Source organism: Microcoleus sp. Pol12B3 (assembly GCF_036701355.1).
Lineage (GTDB): Bacteria > Cyanobacteriota > Cyanobacteriia > Cyanobacteriales > Microcoleaceae > Microcoleus.
Map to the genome: position 1 here is coordinate 97,109 of NZ_JAUBQS010000004.1, position 23,569 is coordinate 120,677.

General features: G+C 46.3%; 22 protein-coding genes. 8 read left to right on the top strand and 14 right to left on the bottom strand.

Going from position 1 to position 23,569, the window contains the following annotated elements; translation table 11 throughout:
• Nucleotides 1-56: 56 nt before the first annotated feature.
• Nucleotides 57-929 (bottom strand): S-methyl-5'-thioadenosine phosphorylase, encoded by an 873-nt coding sequence (locus tag QUA53_RS03180; protein ID WP_333095127.1) that lies wholly within the window; start codon nt 927-929, stop codon nt 57-59.
• A 209-nt stretch (nt 930-1,138) separates the two neighbouring features.
• Between QUA53_RS03180 and QUA53_RS03185 the strand changes: the two genes are divergently transcribed.
• Nucleotides 1,139-1,345 carry a hypothetical protein gene (locus tag QUA53_RS03185; RefSeq protein ID WP_333069727.1) on the top strand — a complete coding sequence of 69 codons (207 nt, stop codon included), beginning with the start codon at nt 1,139-1,141 and terminating at the stop codon, nt 1,343-1,345.
• Nucleotides 1,346-1,489: 144 nt separating this feature from the next.
• Here QUA53_RS03185 and QUA53_RS03190 read toward each other — a convergent pair whose 3' ends face one another.
• From QUA53_RS03190 to QUA53_RS03205, 4 genes are all read right to left on the bottom strand, one after another.
• Nucleotides 1,490-2,329, bottom strand: coding sequence for a Tab2/Atab2 family RNA-binding protein (locus tag QUA53_RS03190; protein ID WP_333095126.1), 840 nt, complete (start codon nt 2,327-2,329; stop codon nt 1,490-1,492).
• A 283-nt stretch (nt 2,330-2,612) separates the two neighbouring features.
• Nucleotides 2,613-3,818 (bottom strand): adenylate/guanylate cyclase domain-containing protein, encoded by a 1,206-nt coding sequence (locus QUA53_RS03195; RefSeq protein WP_333095124.1) that lies wholly within the window; start codon nt 3,816-3,818, stop codon nt 2,613-2,615.
• Nucleotides 3,819-3,839: 21 nt separating this feature from the next.
• Nucleotides 3,840-4,382, bottom strand: a complete 543-nt coding sequence (locus QUA53_RS03200; RefSeq protein WP_333095122.1) for a peroxidase-related enzyme — start codon at nt 4,380-4,382, stop codon at nt 3,840-3,842.
• 96 nt (nt 4,383-4,478) lie between these two features.
• On the bottom strand, nt 4,479-4,706 hold the full coding sequence (locus tag QUA53_RS03205) for a hypothetical protein (RefSeq protein WP_333095120.1): 228 nt from the start codon (nt 4,704-4,706) through the stop codon (nt 4,479-4,481).
• A gap of 264 nt (nt 4,707-4,970) precedes the next feature.
• Between QUA53_RS03205 and QUA53_RS03210 the strand changes: the two genes are divergently transcribed.
• Nucleotides 4,971-6,239, top strand: a complete 1,269-nt coding sequence (locus QUA53_RS03210) for a valine--pyruvate transaminase (protein WP_333095118.1) — start codon at nt 4,971-4,973, stop codon at nt 6,237-6,239.
• 225 nt (nt 6,240-6,464) lie between these two features.
• Here QUA53_RS03210 and QUA53_RS03215 read toward each other — a convergent pair whose 3' ends face one another.
• The 5 genes from QUA53_RS03215 to QUA53_RS03235 form a co-directional block, all read right to left on the bottom strand.
• The gene (locus tag QUA53_RS03215; RefSeq protein WP_333095116.1) at nt 6,465-8,636 is read right to left on the bottom strand and encodes a caspase family protein; all 2,172 of its coding nucleotides are present in this window, start codon (nt 8,634-8,636) and stop codon (nt 6,465-6,467) included.
• Nucleotides 8,637-8,843: 207 nt separating this feature from the next.
• The gene (gene sat / locus QUA53_RS03220; RefSeq protein ID WP_333095114.1) at nt 8,844-10,025 is read right to left on the bottom strand and encodes a sulfate adenylyltransferase; all 1,182 of its coding nucleotides are present in this window, start codon (nt 10,023-10,025) and stop codon (nt 8,844-8,846) included.
• 162 nt (nt 10,026-10,187) lie between these two features.
• Nucleotides 10,188-11,279, bottom strand: a complete 1,092-nt coding sequence (locus QUA53_RS03225) for a DUF6745 domain-containing protein (RefSeq protein ID WP_333095112.1) — start codon at nt 11,277-11,279, stop codon at nt 10,188-10,190.
• 125 nt (nt 11,280-11,404) lie between these two features.
• A complete protein-coding gene (locus QUA53_RS03230; RefSeq protein ID WP_333069741.1) occupies nt 11,405-12,004 on the bottom strand; it encodes a hypothetical protein in 600 nt (199 codons plus the stop codon).
• Between the two features lie 194 nt (nt 12,005-12,198).
• Nucleotides 12,199-13,671, bottom strand: coding sequence for a site-2 protease family protein (locus tag QUA53_RS03235; RefSeq protein ID WP_333095110.1), 1,473 nt, complete (start codon nt 13,669-13,671; stop codon nt 12,199-12,201).
• 33 nt (nt 13,672-13,704) lie between these two features.
• Here QUA53_RS03235 and QUA53_RS03240 point away from each other — a divergent pair, with 33 nt between their 5' ends.
• The 4 genes from QUA53_RS03240 (at nt 13,705) to QUA53_RS03255 (ending at nt 18,942) form a co-directional block, all read left to right on the top strand.
• Entirely contained in the window at nt 13,705-14,379 is a 675-nt protein-coding gene (locus QUA53_RS03240; RefSeq protein WP_333095108.1) for an MBL fold metallo-hydrolase, read from the top strand.
• A gap of 139 nt (nt 14,380-14,518) precedes the next feature.
• A complete protein-coding gene (locus QUA53_RS03245; protein WP_333095106.1) occupies nt 14,519-15,079 on the top strand; it encodes a sugar O-acetyltransferase in 561 nt (186 codons plus the stop codon).
• A gap of 309 nt (nt 15,080-15,388) precedes the next feature.
• On the top strand, nt 15,389-15,853 hold the full coding sequence (locus QUA53_RS03250; protein ID WP_333095104.1) for a hypothetical protein: 465 nt from the start codon (nt 15,389-15,391) through the stop codon (nt 15,851-15,853).
• A gap of 695 nt (nt 15,854-16,548) precedes the next feature.
• A complete protein-coding gene (locus QUA53_RS03255) occupies nt 16,549-18,942 on the top strand; it encodes a cache domain-containing protein (protein WP_333095102.1) in 2,394 nt (797 codons plus the stop codon).
• Nucleotides 18,943-19,220: 278 nt separating this feature from the next.
• Here the strand turns inward: QUA53_RS03255 and QUA53_RS03260 are convergent, their stop codons facing one another.
• Nucleotides 19,221-19,820 carry a cytochrome b/b6 domain-containing protein gene (locus QUA53_RS03260; RefSeq protein ID WP_333095101.1) on the bottom strand — a complete coding sequence of 200 codons (600 nt, stop codon included), beginning with the start codon at nt 19,818-19,820 and terminating at the stop codon, nt 19,221-19,223.
• Between the two features lie 197 nt (nt 19,821-20,017).
• On the opposite strand from QUA53_RS03260, the gene QUA53_RS03265 reads away from it, so the two are divergent.
• Nucleotides 20,018-20,599, top strand: coding sequence for a manganese efflux pump MntP family protein (locus QUA53_RS03265; protein ID WP_333095100.1), 582 nt, complete (start codon nt 20,018-20,020; stop codon nt 20,597-20,599).
• Between the two features lie 134 nt (nt 20,600-20,733).
• Nucleotides 20,734-21,288 carry a glutathione S-transferase family protein gene (locus QUA53_RS03270; RefSeq protein ID WP_333095098.1) on the top strand — a complete coding sequence of 185 codons (555 nt, stop codon included), beginning with the start codon at nt 20,734-20,736 and terminating at the stop codon, nt 21,286-21,288.
• Between the two features lie 84 nt (nt 21,289-21,372).
• Here QUA53_RS03270 and QUA53_RS03275 read toward each other — a convergent pair whose 3' ends face one another.
• The 3 genes from QUA53_RS03275 to QUA53_RS03285 all read right to left on the bottom strand — a co-directional run bounded on the left by QUA53_RS03275 (nt 21,373) and on the right by QUA53_RS03285 (nt 23,362).
• The gene (locus QUA53_RS03275; protein ID WP_006634808.1) at nt 21,373-21,510 is read right to left on the bottom strand and encodes a photosystem II reaction center protein K; all 138 of its coding nucleotides are present in this window, start codon (nt 21,508-21,510) and stop codon (nt 21,373-21,375) included.
• 60 nt (nt 21,511-21,570) lie between these two features.
• Nucleotides 21,571-22,701: a tRNA guanosine(34) transglycosylase Tgt gene (tgt, locus tag QUA53_RS03280; protein WP_333095096.1), complete on the bottom strand. Its 1,131-nt coding sequence runs from the start codon at nt 22,699-22,701 to the stop codon at nt 21,571-21,573.
• 211 nt (nt 22,702-22,912) lie between these two features.
• Entirely contained in the window at nt 22,913-23,362 is a 450-nt protein-coding gene (locus QUA53_RS03285; protein ID WP_190662161.1) for a hypothetical protein, read from the bottom strand.
• Nucleotides 23,363-23,569: the final 207 nt, after the last annotated feature.

Below are 23,569 nucleotides of genomic sequence, written 5' to 3' on the forward strand. Positions count from 1 at the left end.
TTCAGCTTTGATAAAATTCCAAATCATCCCGCAAATATGCAACGCCTCACTTTCAACTACAAATATTTCTGCAACAACAAACCCATTTTCTCCTTAGTTGCGGCAGGCACTTGATCGAGCCGAGTCAGAATAGCATATTTCAAAGCTGAATGCGACTCGGAAACGGGGGGATTTTCTGTTAACCTCCGTACTGTTTCTTGAATGACTTTTTGAGCATTCTCTGCATTGCGGTGCAAATTTGCTATTACCATTTCTACTGTTACGCTGTCGTGATCCTCGTGCCAGCAGTCGTAATCGGTGACTAATGCTAAAGTTGCGTAGGCAATTTCTGCTTCTCTGGCTAATTTTGCTTCGGGCAAATTTGTCATTCCGATGACTGTCGCCCCCCAACTGCGGTAAAGGTGAGATTCTGCTTTTGTGGAAAATGCGGGGCCTTCCATGCAGACGTAAGTGCCGCCCCGGTGGAGAGTAACGTCGGAGAGGTTCAAGGATTCGATCGCACTTGCCAATACTTTAGCCAATTCGCCGCAAACCGGATCGCCGAATGTGATGTGACCGACTATTCCTTCTCCAAAAAAAGTAGAAACTCGATTTTTTGTGCGATCGATAAACTGATCCGGCACTACCATATCTAAAGGTTTCGCCTCAGCTTTCAGAGAACCAACCGCCGACGCTGAGATTAAATACTCAACTCCCAAACTCTTCATTGCATAAATATTTGCCCGGTAAGGCACTTCTGAGGGCAAAAAAGTGTGGTTGCGGCCGTGTCTAGCCAGAAATGCTACCGGCGTACCGTCCAATGTTCCCACAATTGCGGCATCCGATGGCGCTCCAAAAGGTGTATCAATTTTCACCTCTTCAATATCCTTGAGGGCCTCCATTTTATACAAACCGCTGCCGCCGATAATTCCGATTTTTGCTTGTGCCATTTTTACCCTCTGCTGGAGTTTTACCACAGTGATTCTATCGGGCCATCGTTAAGTTGGGGTAAAGATAATTGAAGATTTGGTGACAACAGTCACCCTACATACACTATTTTGTCACTAACTATATGTGATTCTAATCACAAAGTGCCTTCACAAAATCTTTAAAAATAAAGGTACATAGTTCTGTTACTTATTTTTAGCGTGTTAAGACCATGACAGTCAGCTCTGCTAACCTCCCCAAAATCTCGATCGAGGCGATCGTCCAGCGTATTTTTGCTTTTCGTCAAATTACCCCCCTTGACAGACGGCTGCTGAAATCAGCCATGCTAGCCCAGAAAGGTCTTAACGAAAAAGACCAGTGTCACATCAACCGAGTTTGTCAGGGCATCCAAAACGGATTGATTTTAGTTGTAGAATAAATTTGCAACACTATCTCTTGCTAACTCAAGAAGCTGTTTTAAAATTTGTGTTTGAGTCTGTATATACTGGAACTGAGTTGGGGCCGAGTTTTACTATTTTTCGGGGCGCGATGGATCAACATTACAAATAATATTATTTCCCTCTTATCGCTCATAGTTCAACAGCCAAAAGCCTGTATAAGTCATGCCACTATCATCGGGCTGGACTAACAAAAAATGCAATCCTTTACTTAATTGCTTGCGCTGTTGGTAAATTTGGGCCGCAGCTTTCACCTCGCTATCTTCAAAAGTAGCCACAACCCACCTATCTACTAACCCAGCTTCCAATATCAATCCGTCTGGTTCTCCAGCAATATAATTCAAAGCGAAAGGTTTGGCATCCTGAAGCCATCTAGCCAACCGCATAGACTGGCGCCCGCCGTCAATCACAACTCCCGGTACGGGTACTGTTGAGGCCAATCCCAAATTCAGCGGTAACAGGAATTCTGGCATTTCCAAAATTGGCAGGGGACGCCCTTGGAAAGCATCTTCAATGTCGCCGGCGGGTAGGGAAGCAAAACGCCAGCCATCGCCCCAGAGGTTTTCGGGTAAGGGTACGGGCGGCGGCGAGTCGAGGGCGATCGCACTGTAAGTTTCACCTGTATAATTAGGCATACTCAAATATTCTTTTGCGCGTTTTTGCAGCAGCAATTTCAGAGCCGCAGTGCGCCGAGTCGCTTCCACCTTGACACCCAAAAGTTTGCCCGCAGCTTCGATTAAGCCCAGAGACTGAGGCCTAAATACTTGAATCAAGTCGGGCAAATTCTGAGTTTGAGCTTGCTGCTGCAACTGCGAAGCTAGCCAATTAGAATTTGCGTCCCCTTGGCGACAAACAGCGCTAAATTGAAAATTGCCTTCCGAGTCGCAAATTAAGAGTTCCCACAGTGGTTTGCCAGTTTCGTCTTGGAGAGGACGGCGGTAAAAATCGGCTTGCCAAATACGCATAAATAATTAACAAATAAAATCTACAACTCGATAATTTTAATATAGTCTGGTGACAATCCGATACAATACCGAACTTTGAAAAAAATTCGACTTATATATTCTGAGTTCATAGTTGAGTTAGATTTGTATATCTAACAGCGGTTAAAAAAAGGCCACTGTAGCCTGGTGAACCCAATCAGGATAGTTATCAGTCATTCCCAATTATAAAACTTTTTCTCTAAAATTTAAAAGTGTAGAAAGGCTGGGCTTGCCATCCTCCATTAGCAATTAGCGCTTCCAAAATTTATTTAAGATGGCGAACCAAATACATATCCAACTCGCCTTTATTTTTAGCATAAATTTTTCCTCGGTAGTCGCATTCAAAAAAATCTCTAACTAATTCAAACGTGTCGTGAGAGATATTGATATTTCCAGCTACGCCGGAAGATTCCATCCGAGATGCAGTATTAACTGTATCTCCCCAGACATCATAGGAAAACTTTTTATGACCAATTACCCCAGCAAGTATTGGGCCTGAATGAATGCCAATACGGATATCCCAATAAGGGATATTTTGTTGAGCTTTCTGCAATTTTCGCAAATCCATGAACTGTCGAATTTCTATGGCAGCAAGTACAGCGTCAAAGGCGTGTGTTGGGCGAGGCGTAGGAATTCCTGCAGCGCACATATAGCTGTCGCCAATAGTCTTCAGTTTTTCCATAGAATATTTATCCATCACGCGATCGAAATAAGAAAAACAATAATCTAGTTCGTCAACCAACTCTCGCGGCGTCATTTTTTCAGATAACTGAGTAAAGCCTTTAAAGTCAGTAAATAAAACCGATACGTTATCATAATAAAGTGGTTCTACTTTGCCGTTATTTTTGAGTTCCTCGGCAATTTCAAGCGGCAGCACGTTCAACAGTAGCTGATCGGATTTGTGCTTTTCGGCATCGAGTTCGGAATACAGCCTATTTATCTCTTTAAAGCGTTCAGCATTTCGGATAGCTGAAGATAGTTGCAAAGCCAAAAGATAGCCAATTCGTAAATCTTCTTGAGTGTAAGCTCTCGACTTGGTTGTGGCAAAATTAATTGTCCCTAAAACCTTACCTTCGCTTTCCAAAGGAAGGATAATTTGCGAAGCGTAGGGGGATAAAATAGCAGTAGCACCCGCTTCTTGAATTAATTGAGGTTGACGAGTTGTGAAAGCCTTGTGAATAGGGCCACCCTCTGGGAGGGCTGCAATATCTACAGGAATATGCCTGCCAAATAAGGTCATGCAAGTGTTAGTGCTGTGCAGGCAAACGCTACAGTGTTCAAAGTCTAGCAACCATTTGGCTTGCTTGCCTAGTACCCGCAAAATCTGGTTGAGATCGAGGGTGCGGTTAATGGCAGTGGCAACTTCGTTGACAGCGGAAATGCGGATGGAAAGCGCTTGAGCTTCTGCTAACAAACGGCGGGCTGTCAACAGAAGCTCTTCTCGATCTAGATCTTCTAGCCGCTCGCCCATAATATGGGTATACAATATAGATTACAAAGCATCTATTTCGAGGGCTATTGCATCAGTATATCGGTTAACAAAGCTAAACAAGTCTGCTGTCGCAATAATCTCAAAAATTTCTGAATCATCAAGTCCTAAATCCCGCAGGTTTTGGTAATCAGTTTCTGTCATTTCCAGGGGTTTTGTAGCAGCCAGCAAGCCAAAGGTAATTACGGCTTTATCACGTTTTGGCAAAGGGCAGTTGGCAAAGTCAGAAACTAGGGTTCGCAGTAGTTCTTCGCTCATCCCCAAGGCTGACAATCCGTGCAGGTGAACTTGTAGAGCGTACTCGCTATTATTTGATTGGGAAATAGCGACGCCGACCATTTCTTTAAGCGTGCGAGGTAAGTCTCCTTGCAGGATAGTTCCCCGGAATTTTTTCCAATTTGCTTCTAATAGGTCAGGGTTAATTGCCATTGACTTGAACAGGTTGGGGACGATGCCAAACCCCAAGTCTGTCAAGATTTCTTCGTACACTGCTTTGGCTTTAGGATCGGTAAGCTGCTCGTATTCTATAAGTGGAAAGTGTGTCATTGTTGTGTTGAATTTTACGGCTGTTAATTGGGTTGGGAATTTACGTGTTTGTTATGTAACGCCACTCAAAGGGCGACCTTACGACCTATCTTGGCTTTAGTCGGATTGATAATAAAATGCACCGCTGTCAGCAAACCGCGAATCATGAAAATGAGCTAGCAACAAATCTGATTCTTGAGGCTGGATTAAACCTGTAATTATAGCAGTAACAGGAGCCCATAAAATTCTGTTGCGATCGGGTTCTACGGCTAATTTTAGATTCTCCCAATGGTTGTTGTCAAGTATCGGCAATTCATCTGGCGCGACGGCGTGAAATCTTACCACAACTCTTGAATTAGAGATTGCTGTTCCGTTCGTTAATTTTTAGGCAAAAAACACTGTTCGATCGATCGATCCAGCTCCACAAATGGCCTGAATCTTATGATCCGGCGCGCGCACAGGGGAAAAACAAAATGCAGTGCGATCGAGTTTATTGCATTAATCAGACGCTCGATCGACAACCCATGCCCCAGACAAGCTAGGCTAACGCCTGCGACTGGAGTTATTATGGGTAAACTGTAAACTTCTATCATTGTCGCTGCATTTGCTATGAACCCTGCCCTGACTCAATTTGGCGCTCAGATGTCCCACCTCACGGGAGTTCGGGCAATTATGAAAGATATTATTGAAACTCTCAGAGCCGGCAGCGGGCAGGAGTTTATCAATTTGAGCGCCGGAAACCCGGTGATTTTGCCGGAAGTCGAGCAGTTGTGGCGCGACTGCACTGCGGAACTTTTGGCGAGCCCGGAATACGGCGAGGTGGTTTGTCGCTACGGTTCCAGTCAAGGTTATCAGCCGTTTATCAATGCGGTATTGGCGGATTTTAATCAGCGTTACGGACTGAATTTGACGGAGCGCAATATCCTAATTACTCCCGGAAGTCAATCGATTTATTTCTACGCAGCCAACGCTTTCGGCGGCTACACTACCAGCAAACAGCTTAAAAATATTGTTTTACCGCTGAGCCCAGACTACACGGGTTACGGCGGCGTTAGCTTGATTCCCGAAGCGGTAGTCGCCTGCAAACCCACCCTGGATATTGATGCAGCCGCCCACAGGTTCAAATACCGCCCGGATTTCAGCCAACTGTCGATCGACCAAACCACGGGTTGCGTCATTTTTTCCCGTCCTTGCAACCCCACGGGCAACGTTCTCACCGACGACGAAGTTAAGAAAATTGCCGATTTAGCGGCCGCTTTCGACGTGCCGGTGTTCGTTGATTCCGCCTACGGCCCTCCCTTCCCGTCCTTGAATTTTACCGAAATGACGCCGATTTTTGGCGGCAATATCGTGCACTGTATGAGTTTGTCGAAAGCCGGATTGCCGGGAGAAAGAATCGGAATTGCGATCGGCGATGAAAAAATCATTCAAATATTAGAATGTTTTCAGACCAATATGTGCATTCATTCGCCGAGATACGGACAGGCGATCGCAACTCGTGCCATTACGTCCGGCGCTCTTGCCGATATTTCCATAAACGTAATTCGCCCGTACTATCAAAGCAAATTTGCGATCGTAGAAAGCACTCTAGAGCAAGCAATGCCGAAGGATTTGCCGTGGTTTTTGCACCGGGGCGAAGGAGCAATTTTCGCATGGTTGTGGCTGAAAGATTTGCCAATGACTGATTGGGAACTGTATCAAGAGTTGAAAAAAGTCGGCGTAATTGTCGTGCCGGGAAGTTCTTTCTTCCCCGGTTTGCGGGAAGATTGGCAGCACAAACATGAGTGTTTACGCATCAGTTTGACCGCAACAAATGAGGAGATTGAAACTGCAATGAAACGCTTGGCTCAAATGGTAGAAAAGCTTTATCAGTCTTGATTTCTTATACCAAATCCGCCGAAATCCACCTCGTTGCTGATTCGGCGGTTGAAACCTCTCTGCAAGTGAAACTTTCGTCATAGATCATAGGGACAAGCGAGATCAATGGGGTGTTTAAGCCGAATTTGATATGATTTCTCTGTCTTGCGTAGGTGGACTTCGTTGGTGTAGTTTGAGGTCAAAAGCGATTGAAATCGCGGACTATGAGCGAGGAGTTTTTAACAATTAAACGACTCGATAAACAAAACTCAGAGTTGCCCAAACATTCACATCCAAAGCCAAATCATCGGTCGATATCCCCACTTTCTGCACCCCCGGAATGCTAGCGGCGTGCAAATCTTCTAGTACCGCCCGCGCCACATTTAAAGGATTCAACAACACTCGAATTGGCAGGGCATCCCTCGTTTGCTGCATTTCGGCTTCTATTGCAGCCAGAGTTTGAGCGAAGGGACTCTCACTAAATATAATCACAGTTTCCGCAAGTCCGATCGCCCCAGATACCGCCCACCCGATCGCCCCAGCCGCCGGCACGGTCACATTCTCCCCAGGAGCGATCGCCCGCGACATTCCCCCCACAGCATCTTTGCCCTCAACGCCGAGCACGGACAGCCGTCCCGCGCTGTCCGTGCAAAACACCGCAAAGTAAACCGGGCTATCGCTGTCGTTATACAATCTGCACTGAATTCGGCTGCTTTTGCCCACACTTAGTATATGAGCATTGGCTGATTTCTCGCTTTCCCCGGTCAGCGGTTCCAGGCGGTAAGACTTTTGGGCCCGCACCGACTCCCGCTGTGCCACAGCCCGCGCTTGGGGTGCGGTAGTTGCCAGAACCGCCCGCACCTTCAGGCGCGAAGACCCCTCATTGACTGTCAGCCGCAGCAACTTCCCAGCCTGCAGCGCTTTCAACTGCGGAGTCAAGCGCTGCACCGCCACCTTGACTGCTTCTCCCCCGTCGCCCTCAGTATCGGGAATCAGCATTTGAGCCAAAGAAAACAAACCGTAACGGCTTTGTATCAAAGCAGGTTCGTGAGGCGAGACTGTTTCGACTAAAGTCGTTTCCGAGACTCTGCCAAACCGACAGTCAGCCGGTTGCTCGCTGCCTACCGCCGAAACTTGCGGCACAGTCGCAAAGGCGCTGGTAGCGTCCACGCGCTCGATACGTTCCAAACCCGAGTCCAAAGCTACAGTCAAACCGATGTTTCGCGACAATACCCGAATTTCTTCCCTCACCACTTCGCCGACTGTTAATTCGCCGAAAGTTCGATCGAACCCGTCTACAACTTGGGCTTTAGCAGAGAGGCCCGTGCGTCCCCGCAGCAAAAGCCTCGCGCCCTCCGAGGAATCCACAGCAAACACAGAACCCCCCGAACACTCCAAAACCCCCGGCGACAACCCGCCCAGCCACAAATGCACAGTTTTGCCCCCCTCTTCCACCGCCGTCACAGCGCCGTCAGATGCAGGCGAATTCAAGATTAAATTTGAAAAATTCACCGCCGGCGCGGTTGTTAAATCGTGATTGAGAATTTGCGGTTGCTGCGATAACCCTGTCATTTGCTCGACATTGCCCGCGGCGCGGCTGAAACTGACGCTGAAGCTGCTAGCGGGAGTTGCCCACCACAAAGTTTGGGTGAGGGCGTAGGTAAACAAACCTGCGGTAAATCCGTTCCACTCTTGTTCGGCGGCGAGTTGGGAATTCGCACCCGCGGCCAGTACGGTGGCGGCCGGACGGAGATTTGTGCCGGATCTGAGGTCTTCGGCGAACGTTAATTCTCCGAGGCGAGGCTCGCCGATGGTGGGGCGGGGGCGGGAGCGAATGCGAAAGTTGCCGTTTGTAGGGAAACCCCGATAGGGGTAGCTGGTGTCGAGGATGGCGATCGCATTTTCTGTCGCGAGCGATCGCATCAACAGCAACAGCGTTTCCTCTAAAATATCGTTCACCGCCCGGTTTGGTAGCAACGGCAAAACATCATCCGCCGGCACCAAACTGTTTTGCATTTTTCCGGGAGACTCGCCCAAACTAACTCGGCTACCGCAGCCGCTAAAGTGAAAAACTACCACGTCACCGGGTTTTGCTTGTTGAGTCAAGTGAGTGACAAAAGCCGTCTCGATATTCTCCCTCGTAGCTTGAGCGTCAGTCAAAGTCAAAATGTCCGACGGCACAAACCCAAACCGATATATCAGCAGTTCCCGCTGCAATTCCACATCCGTCACGCAGCCGTGCAGGGGCGAGTCTGGATATTTGTCAACGCCAACCAACAAAGCCAATTTCCTGGCTGTCGGCTGCGCTAAGACTTGGAGGTAGCGATCGCCCAACGGCAGCCACAGGGCCTCGCTGATTCCGATGGCGGCCAGCACCCGGCCAGCTTGCTGCAAAAATTCCCGCCGCTTGAGTCCCATTTTTAAATAGCTTTGAATTTTAAGTTTTGAATTTTAAGTTACATTCCCCTCAATAATTTTAGGGGAATTAATTAGATTGTGAGTGTTTAGTATTAAGGGAGTTTTTAAGTTTTAACTTTTGAGCTTTAAGTTAAAAATTTCCCATTTAAAACTCAAAACTCAAAATTAAAAACTATGCAGAATGCCGCCCCCACCCAAGTTCAAGATTTAAATCTCGTAATTGAAAATATTCATTGCCTTGGCTAATTCTGCGGCGACTTCCGGCCGGGAAAACTGCGGCGGCGGCAATTTTCCAGCGCGCAGCATTTCCCGAACTTTGGTTCCCGACAAATGCACCCGTTGTTCGGGAGTGCTGGGACTTGTTTTAGTTGTAGCCATTTGTTCCGTCAGTGTGCAATAGAAAGCGTGCTCGAATTTCATCGGCACAATTCCCAATTCTCCCGGTTCAAATTCATCAAAAATATGTTGGGCATCGTAAGTGCCGTAATAATCGCCAACTCCCGCGTGATCGCGCCCCACGATAAAGTGAGTGCAGCCGTAGTTTTTGCGGATTAAAGCATGAAAAATTGCTTCTCGCGGCCCGGCGTAGCGCATCGCCGCCGGATTAATTGCCAAAATTACGCGATCTTTTGGATAGTATTTTTCTAGCAGAATTTCGTAGCAGCGCATCCGCACATCAGCCGGGATGTCGTCTTCTTTTGTCGTCCCGACTAGCGGGTGCAGAAACAAGCCGTCTACTGTTTCTAAGGCACATTTTTGGATGTATTCGTGTGCGCGGTGGATGGGGTTTCGGGTTTGGAAACCGACTATCGTTTTCCATCCTTTTTCTGCGAACAGCATTCTCGATTTCGCCGGGTCAATTTGGTATTGGGGAAAACGGACATCTAGTTCGCGTTCCAGCAGCCAAATGTCGCCTGCGAGGTTAACGGGCCCGGATTTGTCTACTACTTGGACGCCCGGGTGTTTGAGGTCGTCAGTGCGGTAGACGTTGAGGGCTTCTTCTTCTTTACTGTAGTGATATTTTTCTGCAAGTTCCAAGAGCCCGACAAATTTGCCCGCCGGCGAGTCGAGGCGCACTAAAGTTCCTGCTTTCAGGGGGGCGGCGACTTGTTCTGTTACCGAGAGGGTGATGGGAACCGACCACGGAAGGCCGTTGGAGAGGCGCATTTGTTTAACGACCGATCGATAATCAGCTTCGTTCATGAACCCTTTGAGGGGACTCAGGGCGCCGATGCCGATCATTTGCAGGTCAGAGATCGATCGATCCGAAAGCTGGACTCGCGGCAATACTTCTGCTTTGTCGAAAAATTCTTGTCTTTGGTCTAGTGTGGCAATGCGGTTGACCAGGATGCCGCCGTGAGGGGCAATGCGGTCTGAATGCTGGCTCATGTCGATTTGAAGTTGTGGGTTTTAGCTGCCAGAGTACATAGTATCAAGCGGTGGCTGCAATTCTACATTTTTTAATTGTTCTGGACTTGTGCAGAATGCTGCTTTTGTGGCGCTGTAATTCTTTAACTGTAAACTCGCGCGCTCAAAACTCTAAACTTTCCCTCAAGTCTGGACTTGAAATTCTTCGGGATCTATTCCCCAATTTACCCAGCTAATCGCTTCTTTAGCCGTTAGCGAAGCCCTCGAAGAGGATCGCACTTTTGGAGGCACTCGCAAGGCATGAAGGTGTCCCGTACTCGGACAAGTCATCTTTAACAAATAAATTGGCTCTATGTCAATATTATGGTCAATTTTCAACAAAGTATATTCTTGCCAAGTATCCAATTCAGTTGCTTGCAATTCTTGACAAATTCTCGGATAGCCGATCGCCTGAATCAAAACTCGCCGCACTTCGGCATTCTGTTCTGTTAACAGCCAGGAAGCTTGCCAAGACTGCGGCGGAACTTGACCAATTATTTCCGGCAGTCGGACGCCGCGATAAGAGTATACACTGAACTTGTCAGCAAATTCAACGGCTGGTTGACCTTCTGCGTGGAGCAAATATTCGCTATCAAAATGAAGTTGGATCGGGCGATCGCACACAAAGCACTTTTTCTCAAACGGGTAAATCCAGCCGCAGTTTTCCACTAAAGATTTAAAGGCTGAGTATAAAGGGCGATCGTACTCCAAATTTAACACGCCTATACAAAAATCCACCCAACTTCCGTGACAGGCTGACAGTTGTGAAAATATGCTGTTATTAATATCAGCTTGATCGCTCGGTAATCTCTGAAATCTCCCGCCCAAATTCCTTGCTAATTTGACGTAAACTTCGTCTTTAACATGAACGTGCAGTTGATTCATAAGTTGAGCATACAGCGGATTATAGAGTTTGCTGTAAATTTTATTTTCCAGTTCACTGTCGAGTTGACTTCTTAATATATCGTACAATTCATTATGAATTTTGTTTCTGATTTCGCTGGCCATTCCCAGACCATAATCGCGTATCCTTAGCGGTTCAACAGCTTGCAAAGCTGTGTAAGGGCTGTCACAGAAAATAATTTCCGGTTCAGGACAGCGGATGATGTGGTAGGCGGTGTTGATGGCCGCTGTCGCTTGCGGGCGATCGACTGGTTTTATCGAAAGTCCAATTTGTCGCCACTTCTCGCGATAAATCGGAATTAGCGCTATTTGTTTTGGAGTAATTGCGACCATTTGTAGAGCTAGATTATTTGATTGGCGGTCAAAAAATTTTGCTTTCGCATCCGGTAAAAATTATCATTCAGTTTGCAAAAATAACGGAATTTTCCCTACAAACCTATTTTATTAGAGTTGTCAAATTATTGGTATAAATTAACGATTGTTTGCAACACACCTAAAATCATAGGAACATTATCCACACAATAAACATCAGCATCAATAATTAAATTATTTCCATCTAATTTAAGAAACCGCCAGACAACGCCAGTAGTTACGCAGCCAAATACGGCAGGTATGGAATTGTGTTCGCGTTCGTTAAATAGCTGAGCCGCTACCATTTGTGCTGCACACTGTGGCAGACAAGATTCTATTTTTGGACCTTTCGTTTCTCTCAATGCAAAAACTGGAACTTTAATTTCAAAATCAAACGGCACGGAAGATAATAGAAAGTCGCATTCCCCATTCAATCCCTGCTCAACATCTACATCAAACGACCAACCAGAAAAAATAGAAAATTGTCTGTTGTTCCTTTCCCTAAATTCTAACAAAAGAGGAGAAATAATCCGTTCGGAACGTTCTTTTGCAGTTGTAACCGCAGTGTTGGAACTAATTTCGAGGGTTCTCCAAAGCCATTCGGAGGGTTCTACAGGAACAATCTTGGAACTCAAAATAGGACTGAGTGACGGTTCCAATCCAAATCGCTCTTTTAATTGTTGGAAAGTAAAGGATTTGTAAGGCATATTTTTCAGATAAGTCGCTGAAACTCTAGATTACTTGGAGAGACAAAGCGAGTTAATAAATGCTAAACACCCTTGTATAGCAACCCTTGCAAAATTTTGTCAACCTCTCTTTTCTTCCTTCTTCTCTCTTCCCTCAGACTTCAACATCAATCGGTTAGTTAAATCCGTTACATAATCCGTTGCCGATCTTCCTTCTAAACATTTAACCACTCAAGGAGTACCCTGGGCGCCGGCAACAAAATCATTAACAAAAGCGCGATCGCCAACAACCCCAAAAAATCCCGACGATTATCCAATTCGCTAACATCATTCAGCGCTGGTTCGTCGTTTAATGGCGTCAAAAACAAAATAATCGCCCACAGCAGCAAACCCTGTTCCAAAAAAGAAAGCAGCAACATACAAAGTCTAGCAAATTGCCCGATCGCCATACTCGCTCGCTGGCCGAACATCGCGTGTACGATGTGCCCGCCGTCGAGTTGTCCCACCGGCATCAAATTAAACGCCGTCACGATCAAACCCAAATAACCCGCCACCGCTACCGGATGCAAATCGATCGCAGTTTCCGCATTCAAAGCACCGCCCAAGGTTAACTTGCTCAACAAAGTCATCAGCAGCGAAAAACTGGGTTTGAAAGAGTCAAAATTTAACATTCCCGACTTGTCAGACAGCGGTACAATAGTCGAATGATTCAAACCCCAAATTAATAATGGCACTGTCACCACTAAACCCGCAAGGGGGCCGGCAATGCTAACATCAAATAAAGCTCGGCGGTTCGGAATTGGACTCCGTATTTGAATGAATGCCCCAAAAGTTCCCAAGAAAAAAGGAATCGGGATAAAATAAGGCAAAGTCGTGCGAATTTTGTAGAATCTGGCAGCTAAATAGTGGCCGGATTCGTGAATTGCTAAAATTGTAATTAGAGCCAGTGAGTAAGACAAACCCTGGAGCAACATTGATGAGTTTGACTGCAAAGCTTGTTCAGTAACTCCGGCAATTCGCGCCCCGACAAGCGTAGTCGTAAACACCGTGATCAGCAGCAAAGCTAATGCAAAAAATGGCCGGGTTACAGATTCGGTTTTGACAGGAGTTTCCCCTGATTGGTGGCTGGGATTGGGAACTATAGCAAAAAAAGGTTGACCGCTCAAGCTATTTTGAAATACTACTAAAAAGCGATCGCCAAAAAGCCTCTCCACATTCTCCCGAATTGTTTGATAAGCCGCCTCCGGGTTCGTCCGCAACTGTCCCCGACAAATTACAGCCTGCGGCCGAAATTCCAAATCTCGCAAAAAGTAAATTGACCAAGGAAAACAATCGCGCAAACTCGCTTCTTCTGCTGCATCGATCGGGCGCACGGGCGGTTTTTGCTTAACAGGTTCAGTCGCAGAGTCTGCTACCTGCTCAGGAGTTTCGGCGGTAATTTTCTTGCGCCCCAACTGTACCAGAAACCAATACAAAAAAGGGCAAACCAGAAAAGGTATAATTACCAACTCCGGCGGTACAGTTTTGCTGTTACCGTAAACTAAAATCCAACCACTCCAAATCAGCGCGGGCGCCATCATTACCAGCCACAGCAGCCATATCGGAGTCCGGGTGATGCGGCTGGTGCCGTTCTGCAACAAGTAGTACGATATCAGCCCCAATACGAACAACCATAGTAAAAAGAACATAATATTTATCCCATTCCCTTCTGAAATACTTCCTTGAAACAACAGAGTTTAGTCTCCAAACAACCCAGGCCCGTGCTCGACAATATCCTTGCTTTCCCGCCTAACCGGGAAACTCTGGGTGCAACAGCCTATTTCATTGTAGAAAACCAAACTAACATCCTGGTGGATTGTCCCGCTTGGGATGAGATTAACCAAACATTTTTGCGGGAACACGGCGGCGTGCGACTGCTGTTTCTCACCCACCGCGGCGCTATCGCCAAGGCGCGGGAGATTCAGGAAGCCACGGGGTGCGAGATCCTGATTCAAGAACAGGAAGCTTATTTACTGCCGGGTTTGAAGGTGACGGTTTTTGAGCGAGAATTTGTTGTGAGCGATGGAATCAAAGCATTTTGGACTCCCGGCCATTCTCCTGGTTCCTCTTGCCTTTATCATAGTGGCAGCGGTGGAGTGCTGTTTTCGGGTAGGCATTTGCTCCCCAACCGAGAAGCCGCCCCAGTACCGCTGTGGACGCCAAAAACTTTTCACTGGCCCCGGCAAATTAACAGCGTGAAGTCAATTATCGACCGATTTTCACCGGAAACTTTACAGTATATTTGTCCCGGTGCAAATACTGGTTTTTTGCGGGGAAAAGGATCGATCGATCGAGCTTTTGAGCAATTAGCCAATCTGGATTTAGCTGTTTGTTTACAGTCAAAAGCTGAACCCTAAATGTCTGCTGCAACATCGAAAAATGATCGGACGCGCTAATTATAGCGGTAAGGTGCGCCCTGACGCACCCTACATTATTCTTCCGTCTGTTAAAGAGCGAGGAAAGTTTGTATAGTGGCGGTTACAACCGCCTATTCTTATGGAAAAAACCGAGCAACAAAAAATGCTCGCCGGCGAATTGTATTTAGCTGCTGATGAGCAATTAATTTTAGATCGCCAGCGAGCCCGCCGCCTCGCCAGAACTTACAATTCTACCCGCGAAGACGAACCAGACAAAAGGTTACAAATTCTTGCAGAATTGTTCGGTGCAGTTGGCCCCAAAGTTGAAATCGAGCCACCTTTCTACTGCGACTACGGCAGCAATATTTATGCTGGAAACGGGTTGTATATGAATTTTGGTTGCGTGATTCTCGACTGCAATCGAGTTAACATTGGCGAAAATTTACTGTGCGGGCCCAACGTACAAATTTACACCGCTCTTCACCCCACAGACCCGGAAATAAGGCTTTCTGGCCAAGAACTCGCCGCTGAAATTAATATTGGCAATAATGTTTGGATTGGCGGTGGGAGTATTATTTGTCCAGGAGTCACTATTGGCGACAATAGCACGATCGGCGCAGGCAGTGTTGTTGTCAAAGATATTCCCGCAAACGTCGTGGCGGCGGGGAATCCTTGCCGAATCATCCGGCATCTACCTTGATGTGGTACGATCGACACACTCGTGCGATCGGCTCCTTGGAGCTTAACTCAACAATTTTAGGTATTAGAACAGCCAGTTTGAGATTTTTCACGTAAAATCCCGGAAAAAAACCGTGGAAGAAATCTCAAATCTAAAATCTCAAATCTAAAATCTAAAATCGCTTAATATCAAATCCGTTAGCATCGGAATAGTAAATTCGAGTTGACGGTTGACGGTTGACGGTTGACAGTCAACAGTCAACATCATTCCGGTGTAACCGGAAATGATATAATTTCTCGTTCCCGGTTTCCACACTACCAAGCTTTTCTTATGACGACTGCAACAGTTTATCCCAACGCTCCCGATCTCTGCACCGACGACTACATAGCAGTCGGTGTAGCTACCTGCTTCATCAAAGAAGAAGGCGAAGTTTTTGAAGTACAAGTAATCGAAGCTATTCCCTCAGCAGCTTTAGAAGCAATTGTGAAGGGAATTCCCACATCTTATTTAATGGTTTGCGGGACGACTTTGGGAGCAGTGCTCGACGGCGAAATACCCAAAATGTTGCCAGAATTCCCGGCCTCAGCTCAGTTTAGCGAAGAATTTGCCTTTCGGGCGATCGCCGCTGCCCGCACTTACAAAATCCGCCCCCAAGCTCAACTTCACATTCCCTTGGGAACAGTTCGCAACGACTTTACTTATTCCTTAGAACGTAAAAGGGTGCTCAACTCCGAGCGGATTATTCGCACTGAAGACAATGTGAAACAGCACGAACACACTCACAAGGTTCTTTAAACAAATCCCGCAACTGGGGCAATTTACCAGTGCCTCAGCCAGCGGATGCACCGAAAATAGTTTTGATTGTTGAGATATAAATTAAAGATTTAACAAGTTTTTCGTTCATTATTAATGAAGGAAAAACTTTTAATATTTCGTTATTAAGCAATACAGCAGACAGTTTTTGATAGAAAACCGTAGAATAAGGGTTTCTAGGCAATTCGGCAATCGAACTATCAACGGAAAATCTAGGGTTTCAGGCTAGGAACTAAAAACAGTCTGGACTATTGATTAAGACAAACACCAAAAATCTCAACCTAAAAAATTTACTGCTCACATTCACCTAAATAACATAAATTATTAACGAATGTAAAAAAAATAAGTAGGTGATGAAATTTTTTAATTTGTCAAAAATGTGGTATCATATTATTCCTGTTTAACAAAGTTATATCAAATCGGGTAGCATCGGAATTCATATTACCCACCGCCAGGACACGGCAGTGCCGTGTCCCTACAATTAATCTGGGTAGGGAAACGGCACTGCCGTGTCCTTTATATCATTCCGGTGCAGCCGGAAACGATAGGAGCTGCTCGGGGGGAAAACATTAAAAAATCCCCGCAATTATTGAATGCGAGTAGTTTAAGACTACTGGCATACGGGCGAGTAGATCGTAGGTGAGCTAAGGATTTAAATCTCACAAATTGGTCAAACCATGCGAAGCTTTGCGAAAGTAAAGTGGTGGAAATTAACTCGACTATTGCCAGCGGGATTAAAGGGCGAATACCATCTTGGGTACCAAACTGCGCTCTTAATTTTGGGGGGAACAATTCTGGCAGCTAGCATCACTGGTTGTATTAGCTATCAAAGCGTTCACCGCTTGATTATCACCCAAAGCGAGCGAAATGCTTTCTTAGAAGTTAGGGAGCGCGCCAACAAGATCGATCGCTGGCTCGGCACTAGAAAGGCAGAGATCGAAATCCTCGCCCACACTCCTCCCGTTCGCTCGATGAATTGGTCAGTGGCAGAGCCTTACTTAAAATCCGAAGTAATTCGACTGCAAGAATTCCAGCATTTCGCATTAATCAATCCCGACGGTTCTTATTTCACCACAAAAGTCGGCAGAGCGTTGATTAATGTCACCGACCGCCAACACTTCAAAAAGGCAATGGCTGGAGAAGTCTATGTTTCCGATCCTACCATTTCTCGAACGCTCAAACAACAAAATATTGTTCCCATTTCGGCTCCGGTGTGGTCAAACTCGGTAAATTCTATTGATAAAACAGCACAAAAGCCGATCGGAGTAATGAACGGCGTCATTAGCATCGACCGAATTGCCGAAGTAATAGGAAAGCTGGAATACGGGGCAGGAACTTACGCTTTTGTTCTGAATTCTCAAGGAGTGCCGATTGTGCACCCCGACGCTGGATTAATCGGAAATATCGACAAACCCGCTCCCAGTCTTTTAGAGTCTGCAGAGGCTAATTTGGCAAATGTAGCCCGGGAGATGGTTTATCAAAAAACGGGCATTGTGCTGACTCAAATCAACGGCGCTAGAGTTTATGTTGCCTATCTTCCATTAGAACAAGCTGAATGGTCGCTAGCCCTCGTAATTCCCCGCGAAAATCTCGAAAAAGAACTCCTTCCTTTCAAGATACTAGCAGTAGCCGCCGGCCTACTTGCAGCCGCAGCTATTTTCGCAGCAATTGTGGCCCTCAAGCTGTTTGCCCTAAATTGCATTCGCAGACGCACAGAAGCCCTTCTCCACCGCTTGACCGGCTGCATTCGGGCTTGCTTGCACCTCGATCGCATCCTCCAAACTACAGTAGACGAACTCGGTACTTTACTGAAGCTCGATCGAGCAATTTTCGCATGGTACGATCCCCGACAAGATACTTTAGAATTTGGCTGGGAATATTGTCGGGAAGGTTTGCCGGGGCGCTTGGGAATCTTTGGTGTTCCAGGAGGCCCCTCTGGAGATTTAGCTGCACGGCTTCACCGCTGCGAAACGATTCTGCTACATAAAACCGCCGCCGCTGATGCCACAGCCTCTGAGGAACACGCCTATATCGAACTCACAAATAGTCACTACGCAGCAGTACCCGTATTAACTCAGACTAATCGGATCGGATATCTGTTCGCCTGTGCAAATCGGCGGTTTGCGACTCCCGACGAGGTGGAAGTTTTGGAAGCAATTGCAGACTTACTGGGAGTCGCTATTTCCCAATCCCAAGTCCACGGGCAAATTCAAGAGAACTTCAAACTTTTAGAAGAAGTATTAGTCAAACTCAGAAGAACCGAAGAGCATTTAGTACAACGCGAAAGAATGACCAGTGTCGGTCAACTAGCCGCCGAAGTTGCCCAGGAAATTAATAACCCGATTAACTTTATTTACGGCCGCCTGATTCACCTCAACGATTATATCAAATACTTGCTCCATATAATTCGCCTCTATCGCGAACAATATCCCGAACCAGGGGGGCGAATTGCCAAAAAAATAGAGACAGGCGACCTAGATTTTATCAGCCAAGAGTTGCCAAATATTCTCAATTTTTTGAAAATAGGAGCCGATGGCATTCGCCAGATAGTCCTGGCTTTGCGAAAATTTTCACTTCCTGACGAAGCCAACAAAGAACACGCCAACGTTAATGAGAGAATCGACAATATTTTGCTGTTGCTCGCTCACAGACTGGAGCAAAAAATATTAGTAGTCAAGGAGTACCACAACCTGCCCCCAATTTTGTGTTATCCCGGTCAACTGAGCCAGGTATTCGCAAGTCTCACGATCAATGCTATAGATGCAGTTAAAACGATTGAAAACTCGGCTCAAATTATTACAATCAAAACCGATATTGTCGAGGAATATACAGGCAGATTTATTGTTGTATCGATCGCCCACAACGGCTCCACAATTCCACGGGAAATTCAACACAGAATATTTGACCAGTTTGGCCATACTAAATCATTTAAAAAATTTACAGGATTGGAGTTGTCGGTTTGCTATAAAATTATTGTAGAATTGCACGGCGGCAGGCTGACAGTTGAATCTCCATTGCAATCTCAAACTGGGGGCGGTGCTGAGTTTATGGTAAAATTGCCACTCTTTTGATCTCGCATTTGACCTCCAGGGAAAACCGTCGCAAATCTTGCCAGCAAGCTCCGCGAAAAGCTTAATTTGGGTTTGCAGTGAAGACTTTAGTCCTCATAAAACGGAGGGCGGAATTCCTCACTAAAAACCTAACGATCTTTTGTTAACCTAAATTGCTATCCTAGGATTAGGGAAATAATAAAGGTGCAACCACAGCAAACAACCAGCCTCCCATGACCAAGACTTCCGCAACAATTAATAAAATATTTCTGTTCATTTTCAAATTAAGCATTTTCAGATTAAGAGCGATCGACCAAAGAGCGAATTTTCTTCCACCAAGCAGCCGGCGAATCTTCCGGGCGATATGCGGCATCAAACATCGACAAAATTAGCGGCAAACCCCCCACCTTCGCACTCATCAACAAGTGCATTGCGAGACAAAACACCAATACCACCCAACCAGAAGCGTGTAAATAATACCAAGCCTGCGTCAATTCCCCAGCCGGCAGCCATTCTTCCTTAACCATACTGCCAGAAGCGATCGCCCAAGTCAGTGCCAGCAACATCAACGTATTCACAATCCGGTGCAAACTGTACCACCAAATCGGTTTTCCCGACTGCGTTAGTTTCCCAAAAGAATCCGGCTGCACCAAGCGTTTTTGACCTAGGTGAAAACTGTACAATGCAAAAGCAGGCATTATTCCTAACAGCAACATCTTGCCAAAAGTGCCGTGAATCCCGATAATATCTGCAATCAGAGGCAGGGGGACTTTGCCAAACCGCCCATCGTAGGTGTTGTAAACCAGAAATGCGCTCAAAATTGCTAAAAGGGCGATCGCAGCGTTAACCCCATGCAGTAATCTGAGCAGCAATGGCTGGTAGGGTCTAGATGGCGCCATAGTCGATTTTGCTACTTCATAAATAATCTTTTACACAATACAGCTAAGCTCTGATTTTTTCAACCCTCGCCAATTGTGAAATAAATGTGAGTCAAAAATGAATAGATTATGATAATAACGCACTTATATCAAAATTTAGTGTAAACTAAAACGGTCAAGATGAACACTTTATTTATAGCACATAACACCTTACAAAAATGGATGCAGCCACTACCATATTACTTTCCTTGGGACTAGCAGCAGATGCTTTTGCGGTTGCTGTTTCTAGCGGCTTAGCAATCAAACACATGAAGGTCAATAAAGCTTTAAAAATTGCTTTATTTTTCGGAGGATTTCAAGCTTTAATGCCCGTAATAGGATGGTTAATTGGTCTTAGTTTTAGTTTTTTGATAACACCGATCGACCATTGGATAGCTTTTGGGCTTTTGAGTTTCATTGGCGGGAGAATGATTTATGAATCGCTGCAAAGCGAAGAATGCGAGAAAAAGTTCAATCCCTTAGATACAGGGACTTTGATAACGCTGTCGGTGGCGACGAGTATCGATGCTCTCGCAGTTGGCCTCGGATTTGCTGTCCTGAAAGATTCTATTGCTCCTGCGGTGACTGCGATCGGATTTATTACTTTCTTTTTAGCCTTTGCAGGCGTGTTTATCGGTCACAAATGCGGCAACTTGTTTGCAAATAAAATTGAGATATTGGGCGGAGCAATTTTGATTTTTATTGGCAGCAGAATCTTGTTTATGCACTTGACGGAAGTGCCATTAGTGATCGGCAATTAATCAGTAGTCAGTAGTCATTAATCAGTAGTTATTAGTGGAACAGTGACATCAAAGTCTCTGCTGGCTGCAATTACCAATTACCAATTCCCAAAAAATGCTATAACAGCAATATTGCGTTAAAGGATAAAAATTTTGTGCTGAAACTTTACGGCGGAGCCCGCAGCAGGGCCTCAATTGTCAAGTGGTATCTAGAAGAAATAGGAGTTCCCTACGAATTCGTCTTGCTGGATATGCAAGCAGGGGCACACTTGCAGCCAGAGTATCTCGAAATTAACCCGATCGGCAAAGTACCGGCAATTGTTGACGGAGATTTCAAACTTTGGGAATCCGGCGCAATTGTGCTGTATTTAGCTCAAAAATATGGTAAAATGCCAGACACTTTGGAGCAGCAAGCTCAAATCGTGCAGTGGGTCACGTTTGCTAACGCCACCTTGGGGCCGGGAATATTTACAGAAGCAAGTCGCGATCGCGAAACTCCCAAGTTGTTAAAACCGTTAAATGAAATCTTCGAGAAACAGCCATTTTTAATGGGCGATGAATTTGGCGTAGCCGACGCAGCAGTCGGGTCAATGTTGGCCTACATTCCGATGATGCTAAAACTAGACCTCAGTGCTTATCCGGCCGTTGTAGATTACATCAAGCGGATCACAGAAAGACCGGCTTTCAAAAGTGCGATCGGCGGTAGCTGAACGCAGAAAGAACAACGAGACAAAACTTAATACCTAAAAGCAGGGGCAATTTTTGAATTGCCCCTGCTTTTAGTGAAATCAAACTTATCTAAATCCGACAGCCGCCTGCCAAACAAAAGCCAGCAGCAAGAAAAATACGGGAATGACCGGCAAAACATTAACCAAAGGCTCAAAAATCGAATAAGCTTCGGGCAGTTTTGCTAAGAGTAATGCAGCTTCCATGAATCAACCTACCTATCCAACAGAATTTTCATAATTGTCGCATATCTTTACCCAAGGCAATCACGATCGATCGACTCTCGGTGCCAGCCAGTAGGCAAACTCTTCAGTAAATCGATCTGCCAAAATCGCCTCCCGCATCCTCCCCGTAAAGCGAATCAACTCCGTCACATTGTGAAGCGCCAGCAAAGTATACCCCAGCACTTCGTTAGCCCGCGCCAAATGGGCCAAATAAGCCCGACTGAATTTTTGGCAGGTATAACAAGGACAAGACTCATCCAGCGGAGCAAAATCCTCCCGGAACCGAGCATTTTTCAAACTCCAGCGTTCGCCACCAACAAAAGCCGTCCCGTGGCGGGCCAGCCGAGTCGGAATCACGCAGTCAAACATATCTACGCCACTCGCCACCGCCAGCGCCATTTCCCGATAAGTCCCAATCCCCATCAAATAACGCGGTTTATTTGCCGGCAACAGAGGCGCAGTCACCTTCACAATCTCTGCGATCAAATCCCCCGATTCCCCCACACTAACGCCGCCGATGGCGTAGCCTGGTAAATCCAAATCTACCAACTGGTTCGCCGCGCGCGATCGCAAATCGGGGAAAACGCCCCCCTGGACGATTCCGAACAAAGCTTGATCCGGGCGCGAGTGAGCTTGAATGCAGCGTTGCAGCCAGCGGTAAGTGCGATTTGTGGCAGCCTCCACCTCCTCCCGCGTAGCGGGGTAAGGGGGACACTCGTCAAAGGCCATAATCACATCAGCGCCCAACTCATTCTGAATTTCGATCGATCGTTCCGGCGTCAAATTAATCATGCGGCCATCGCGGGGAGAGCGAAAAGTCACCCCATCATCAGTAATCTTCCGCATTTGGCTCAAGCTAAACACCTGAAAGCCGCCCGAATCCGTCAGCATCGGGCCCGGCCAAGCCATAAATTTGTGCAATCCGCCCGCGCCTGCGACAATCGCTTCCCCCGGCTGCAAGTGCAAGTGATAAGTATTTGCCAAAACCATTTGAGAACCCGCCGCCTCAAGATGTGCCGGGGTCAAAGTTTTGACATTAGCTAGCGTCCCCACTGGCATAAATTTAGGCGTTTCCACCACACCGTGGGGAGTGGCAAAAACCCCTGCACGGGCTTGGGTATGGCTGCAATTAGCCTGACATTTAAAAGAAAATTTCGCCCTGTCCTGAGTCATTAGTCCCCGATGCTCGTTAACCGCTACTCGGCCGTCCGTGTTATCTAATCTATTGTTGTTGACATCGCGACAAAAAACTCATGACCCCGCCCAAAAACGGATACAAGTTTCCGACCATCGTCGTGGAGGGCAAAAAATTTTAGACCTTAGTTCTAACTCCCAGATTCAATGCTGCAAGTAAATCTAAAATCTAAAATCGACTGACTGACGATTAAAACGGGGAATCATCGTCGTCCAATTGCAGATCCCAGTTGCCGGAAAGTACCTGATCGACAACCGCATCCAAAGCCGCAGCATTTAAATTCCGGGCGAATTGCTCTTGCAAAGGATTGGAGAGGGGAATTAACCGCAACTGCCGTCCATCTTGAATCAGGTCAAAATAAGCACCATCTTCAGGGGACTGTTTAAGTTCCAGGTAATCAAAACTATAGACGTTCAAATAAAGCGCATGATTGGCAATCAGGGTAGAACGGTGGGGGTTGGCGAAGACTTCGAGCACATAACCTTCTCCTTCGCTATAAATCTCGCCATCTTGTATGTGAAGGTAGCGGACACGTCCTAAATCAAACAGCAATCTTTTGATATCGCGTTTGTTGACGACAATCCCTGTATCGATGATGCAAGGAGCAACTACCCTGTTATTCAATTGATCGTGACTCATGGAGTAAAAGCCTCTGTTGTAGTATTTTCCCGTCTTGAACATCAGGGAGTTAGCTAGAATTCTTGGGAAGGGAAACGCGGATCTGGAGTTTAGTCATTTTAGATAGGGAGCTTTGGGATCGCTGCCGACAGAGGTTTTCCGGGGAAAAGAGCGGGCGACAGGAGGAATGCTCGATCCAAAAAACTAGGGTGTTACAGTCCAATTCTG

What these genes read in the sequence shown, in the direction of transcription:
- QUA53_RS03180 (WP_333095127.1), bottom strand. Translation starts at nt 929, where the DNA reads ATGGCACAAGCAAAAATCGGAATTATCGGCGGCAGCGGTTTGTATAAA.
- QUA53_RS03185 (WP_333069727.1), top strand. Translation starts at nt 1,139, where the DNA reads ATGACAGTCAGCTCTGCTAACCTCCCCAAAATCTCGATCGAGGCGATC.
- QUA53_RS03190 (WP_333095126.1), bottom strand. Translation starts at nt 2,329, where the DNA reads ATGCGTATTTGGCAAGCCGATTTTTACCGCCGTCCTCTCCAAGACGAA.
- QUA53_RS03195 (WP_333095124.1), bottom strand. Translation starts at nt 3,818, where the DNA reads ATGGGCGAGCGGCTAGAAGATCTAGATCGAGAAGAGCTTCTGTTGACA.
- QUA53_RS03200 (WP_333095122.1), bottom strand. Translation starts at nt 4,382, where the DNA reads ATGACACACTTTCCACTTATAGAATACGAGCAGCTTACCGATCCTAAA.
- QUA53_RS03210 (WP_333095118.1), top strand. Translation starts at nt 4,971, where the DNA reads ATGAACCCTGCCCTGACTCAATTTGGCGCTCAGATGTCCCACCTCACG.
- QUA53_RS03215 (WP_333095116.1), bottom strand. Translation starts at nt 8,636, where the DNA reads ATGGGACTCAAGCGGCGGGAATTTTTGCAGCAAGCTGGCCGGGTGCTG.
- sat (WP_333095114.1), bottom strand. Translation starts at nt 10,025, where the DNA reads ATGAGCCAGCATTCAGACCGCATTGCCCCTCACGGCGGCATCCTGGTC.
- QUA53_RS03225 (WP_333095112.1), bottom strand. Translation starts at nt 11,279, where the DNA reads ATGGTCGCAATTACTCCAAAACAAATAGCGCTAATTCCGATTTATCGC.
- QUA53_RS03230 (WP_333069741.1), bottom strand. Translation starts at nt 12,004, where the DNA reads ATGCCTTACAAATCCTTTACTTTCCAACAATTAAAAGAGCGATTTGGA.
- QUA53_RS03235 (WP_333095110.1), bottom strand. Translation starts at nt 13,671, where the DNA reads ATGTTCTTTTTACTATGGTTGTTCGTATTGGGGCTGATATCGTACTAC.
- QUA53_RS03245 (WP_333095106.1), top strand. Translation starts at nt 14,519, where the DNA reads ATGGAAAAAACCGAGCAACAAAAAATGCTCGCCGGCGAATTGTATTTA.
- QUA53_RS03250 (WP_333095104.1), top strand. Translation starts at nt 15,389, where the DNA reads ATGACGACTGCAACAGTTTATCCCAACGCTCCCGATCTCTGCACCGAC.
- QUA53_RS03255 (WP_333095102.1), top strand. Translation starts at nt 16,549, where the DNA reads ATGCGAAGCTTTGCGAAAGTAAAGTGGTGGAAATTAACTCGACTATTG.
- QUA53_RS03260 (WP_333095101.1), bottom strand. Translation starts at nt 19,820, where the DNA reads ATGGCGCCATCTAGACCCTACCAGCCATTGCTGCTCAGATTACTGCAT.
- QUA53_RS03265 (WP_333095100.1), top strand. Translation starts at nt 20,018, where the DNA reads ATGGATGCAGCCACTACCATATTACTTTCCTTGGGACTAGCAGCAGAT.
- QUA53_RS03275 (WP_006634808.1), bottom strand. Translation starts at nt 21,510, where the DNA reads ATGGAAGCTGCATTACTCTTAGCAAAACTGCCCGAAGCTTATTCGATT.
- tgt (WP_333095096.1), bottom strand. Translation starts at nt 22,701, where the DNA reads ATGACTCAGGACAGGGCGAAATTTTCTTTTAAATGTCAGGCTAATTGC.
- QUA53_RS03285 (WP_190662161.1), bottom strand. Translation starts at nt 23,362, where the DNA reads ATGAGTCACGATCAATTGAATAACAGGGTAGTTGCTCCTTGCATCATC.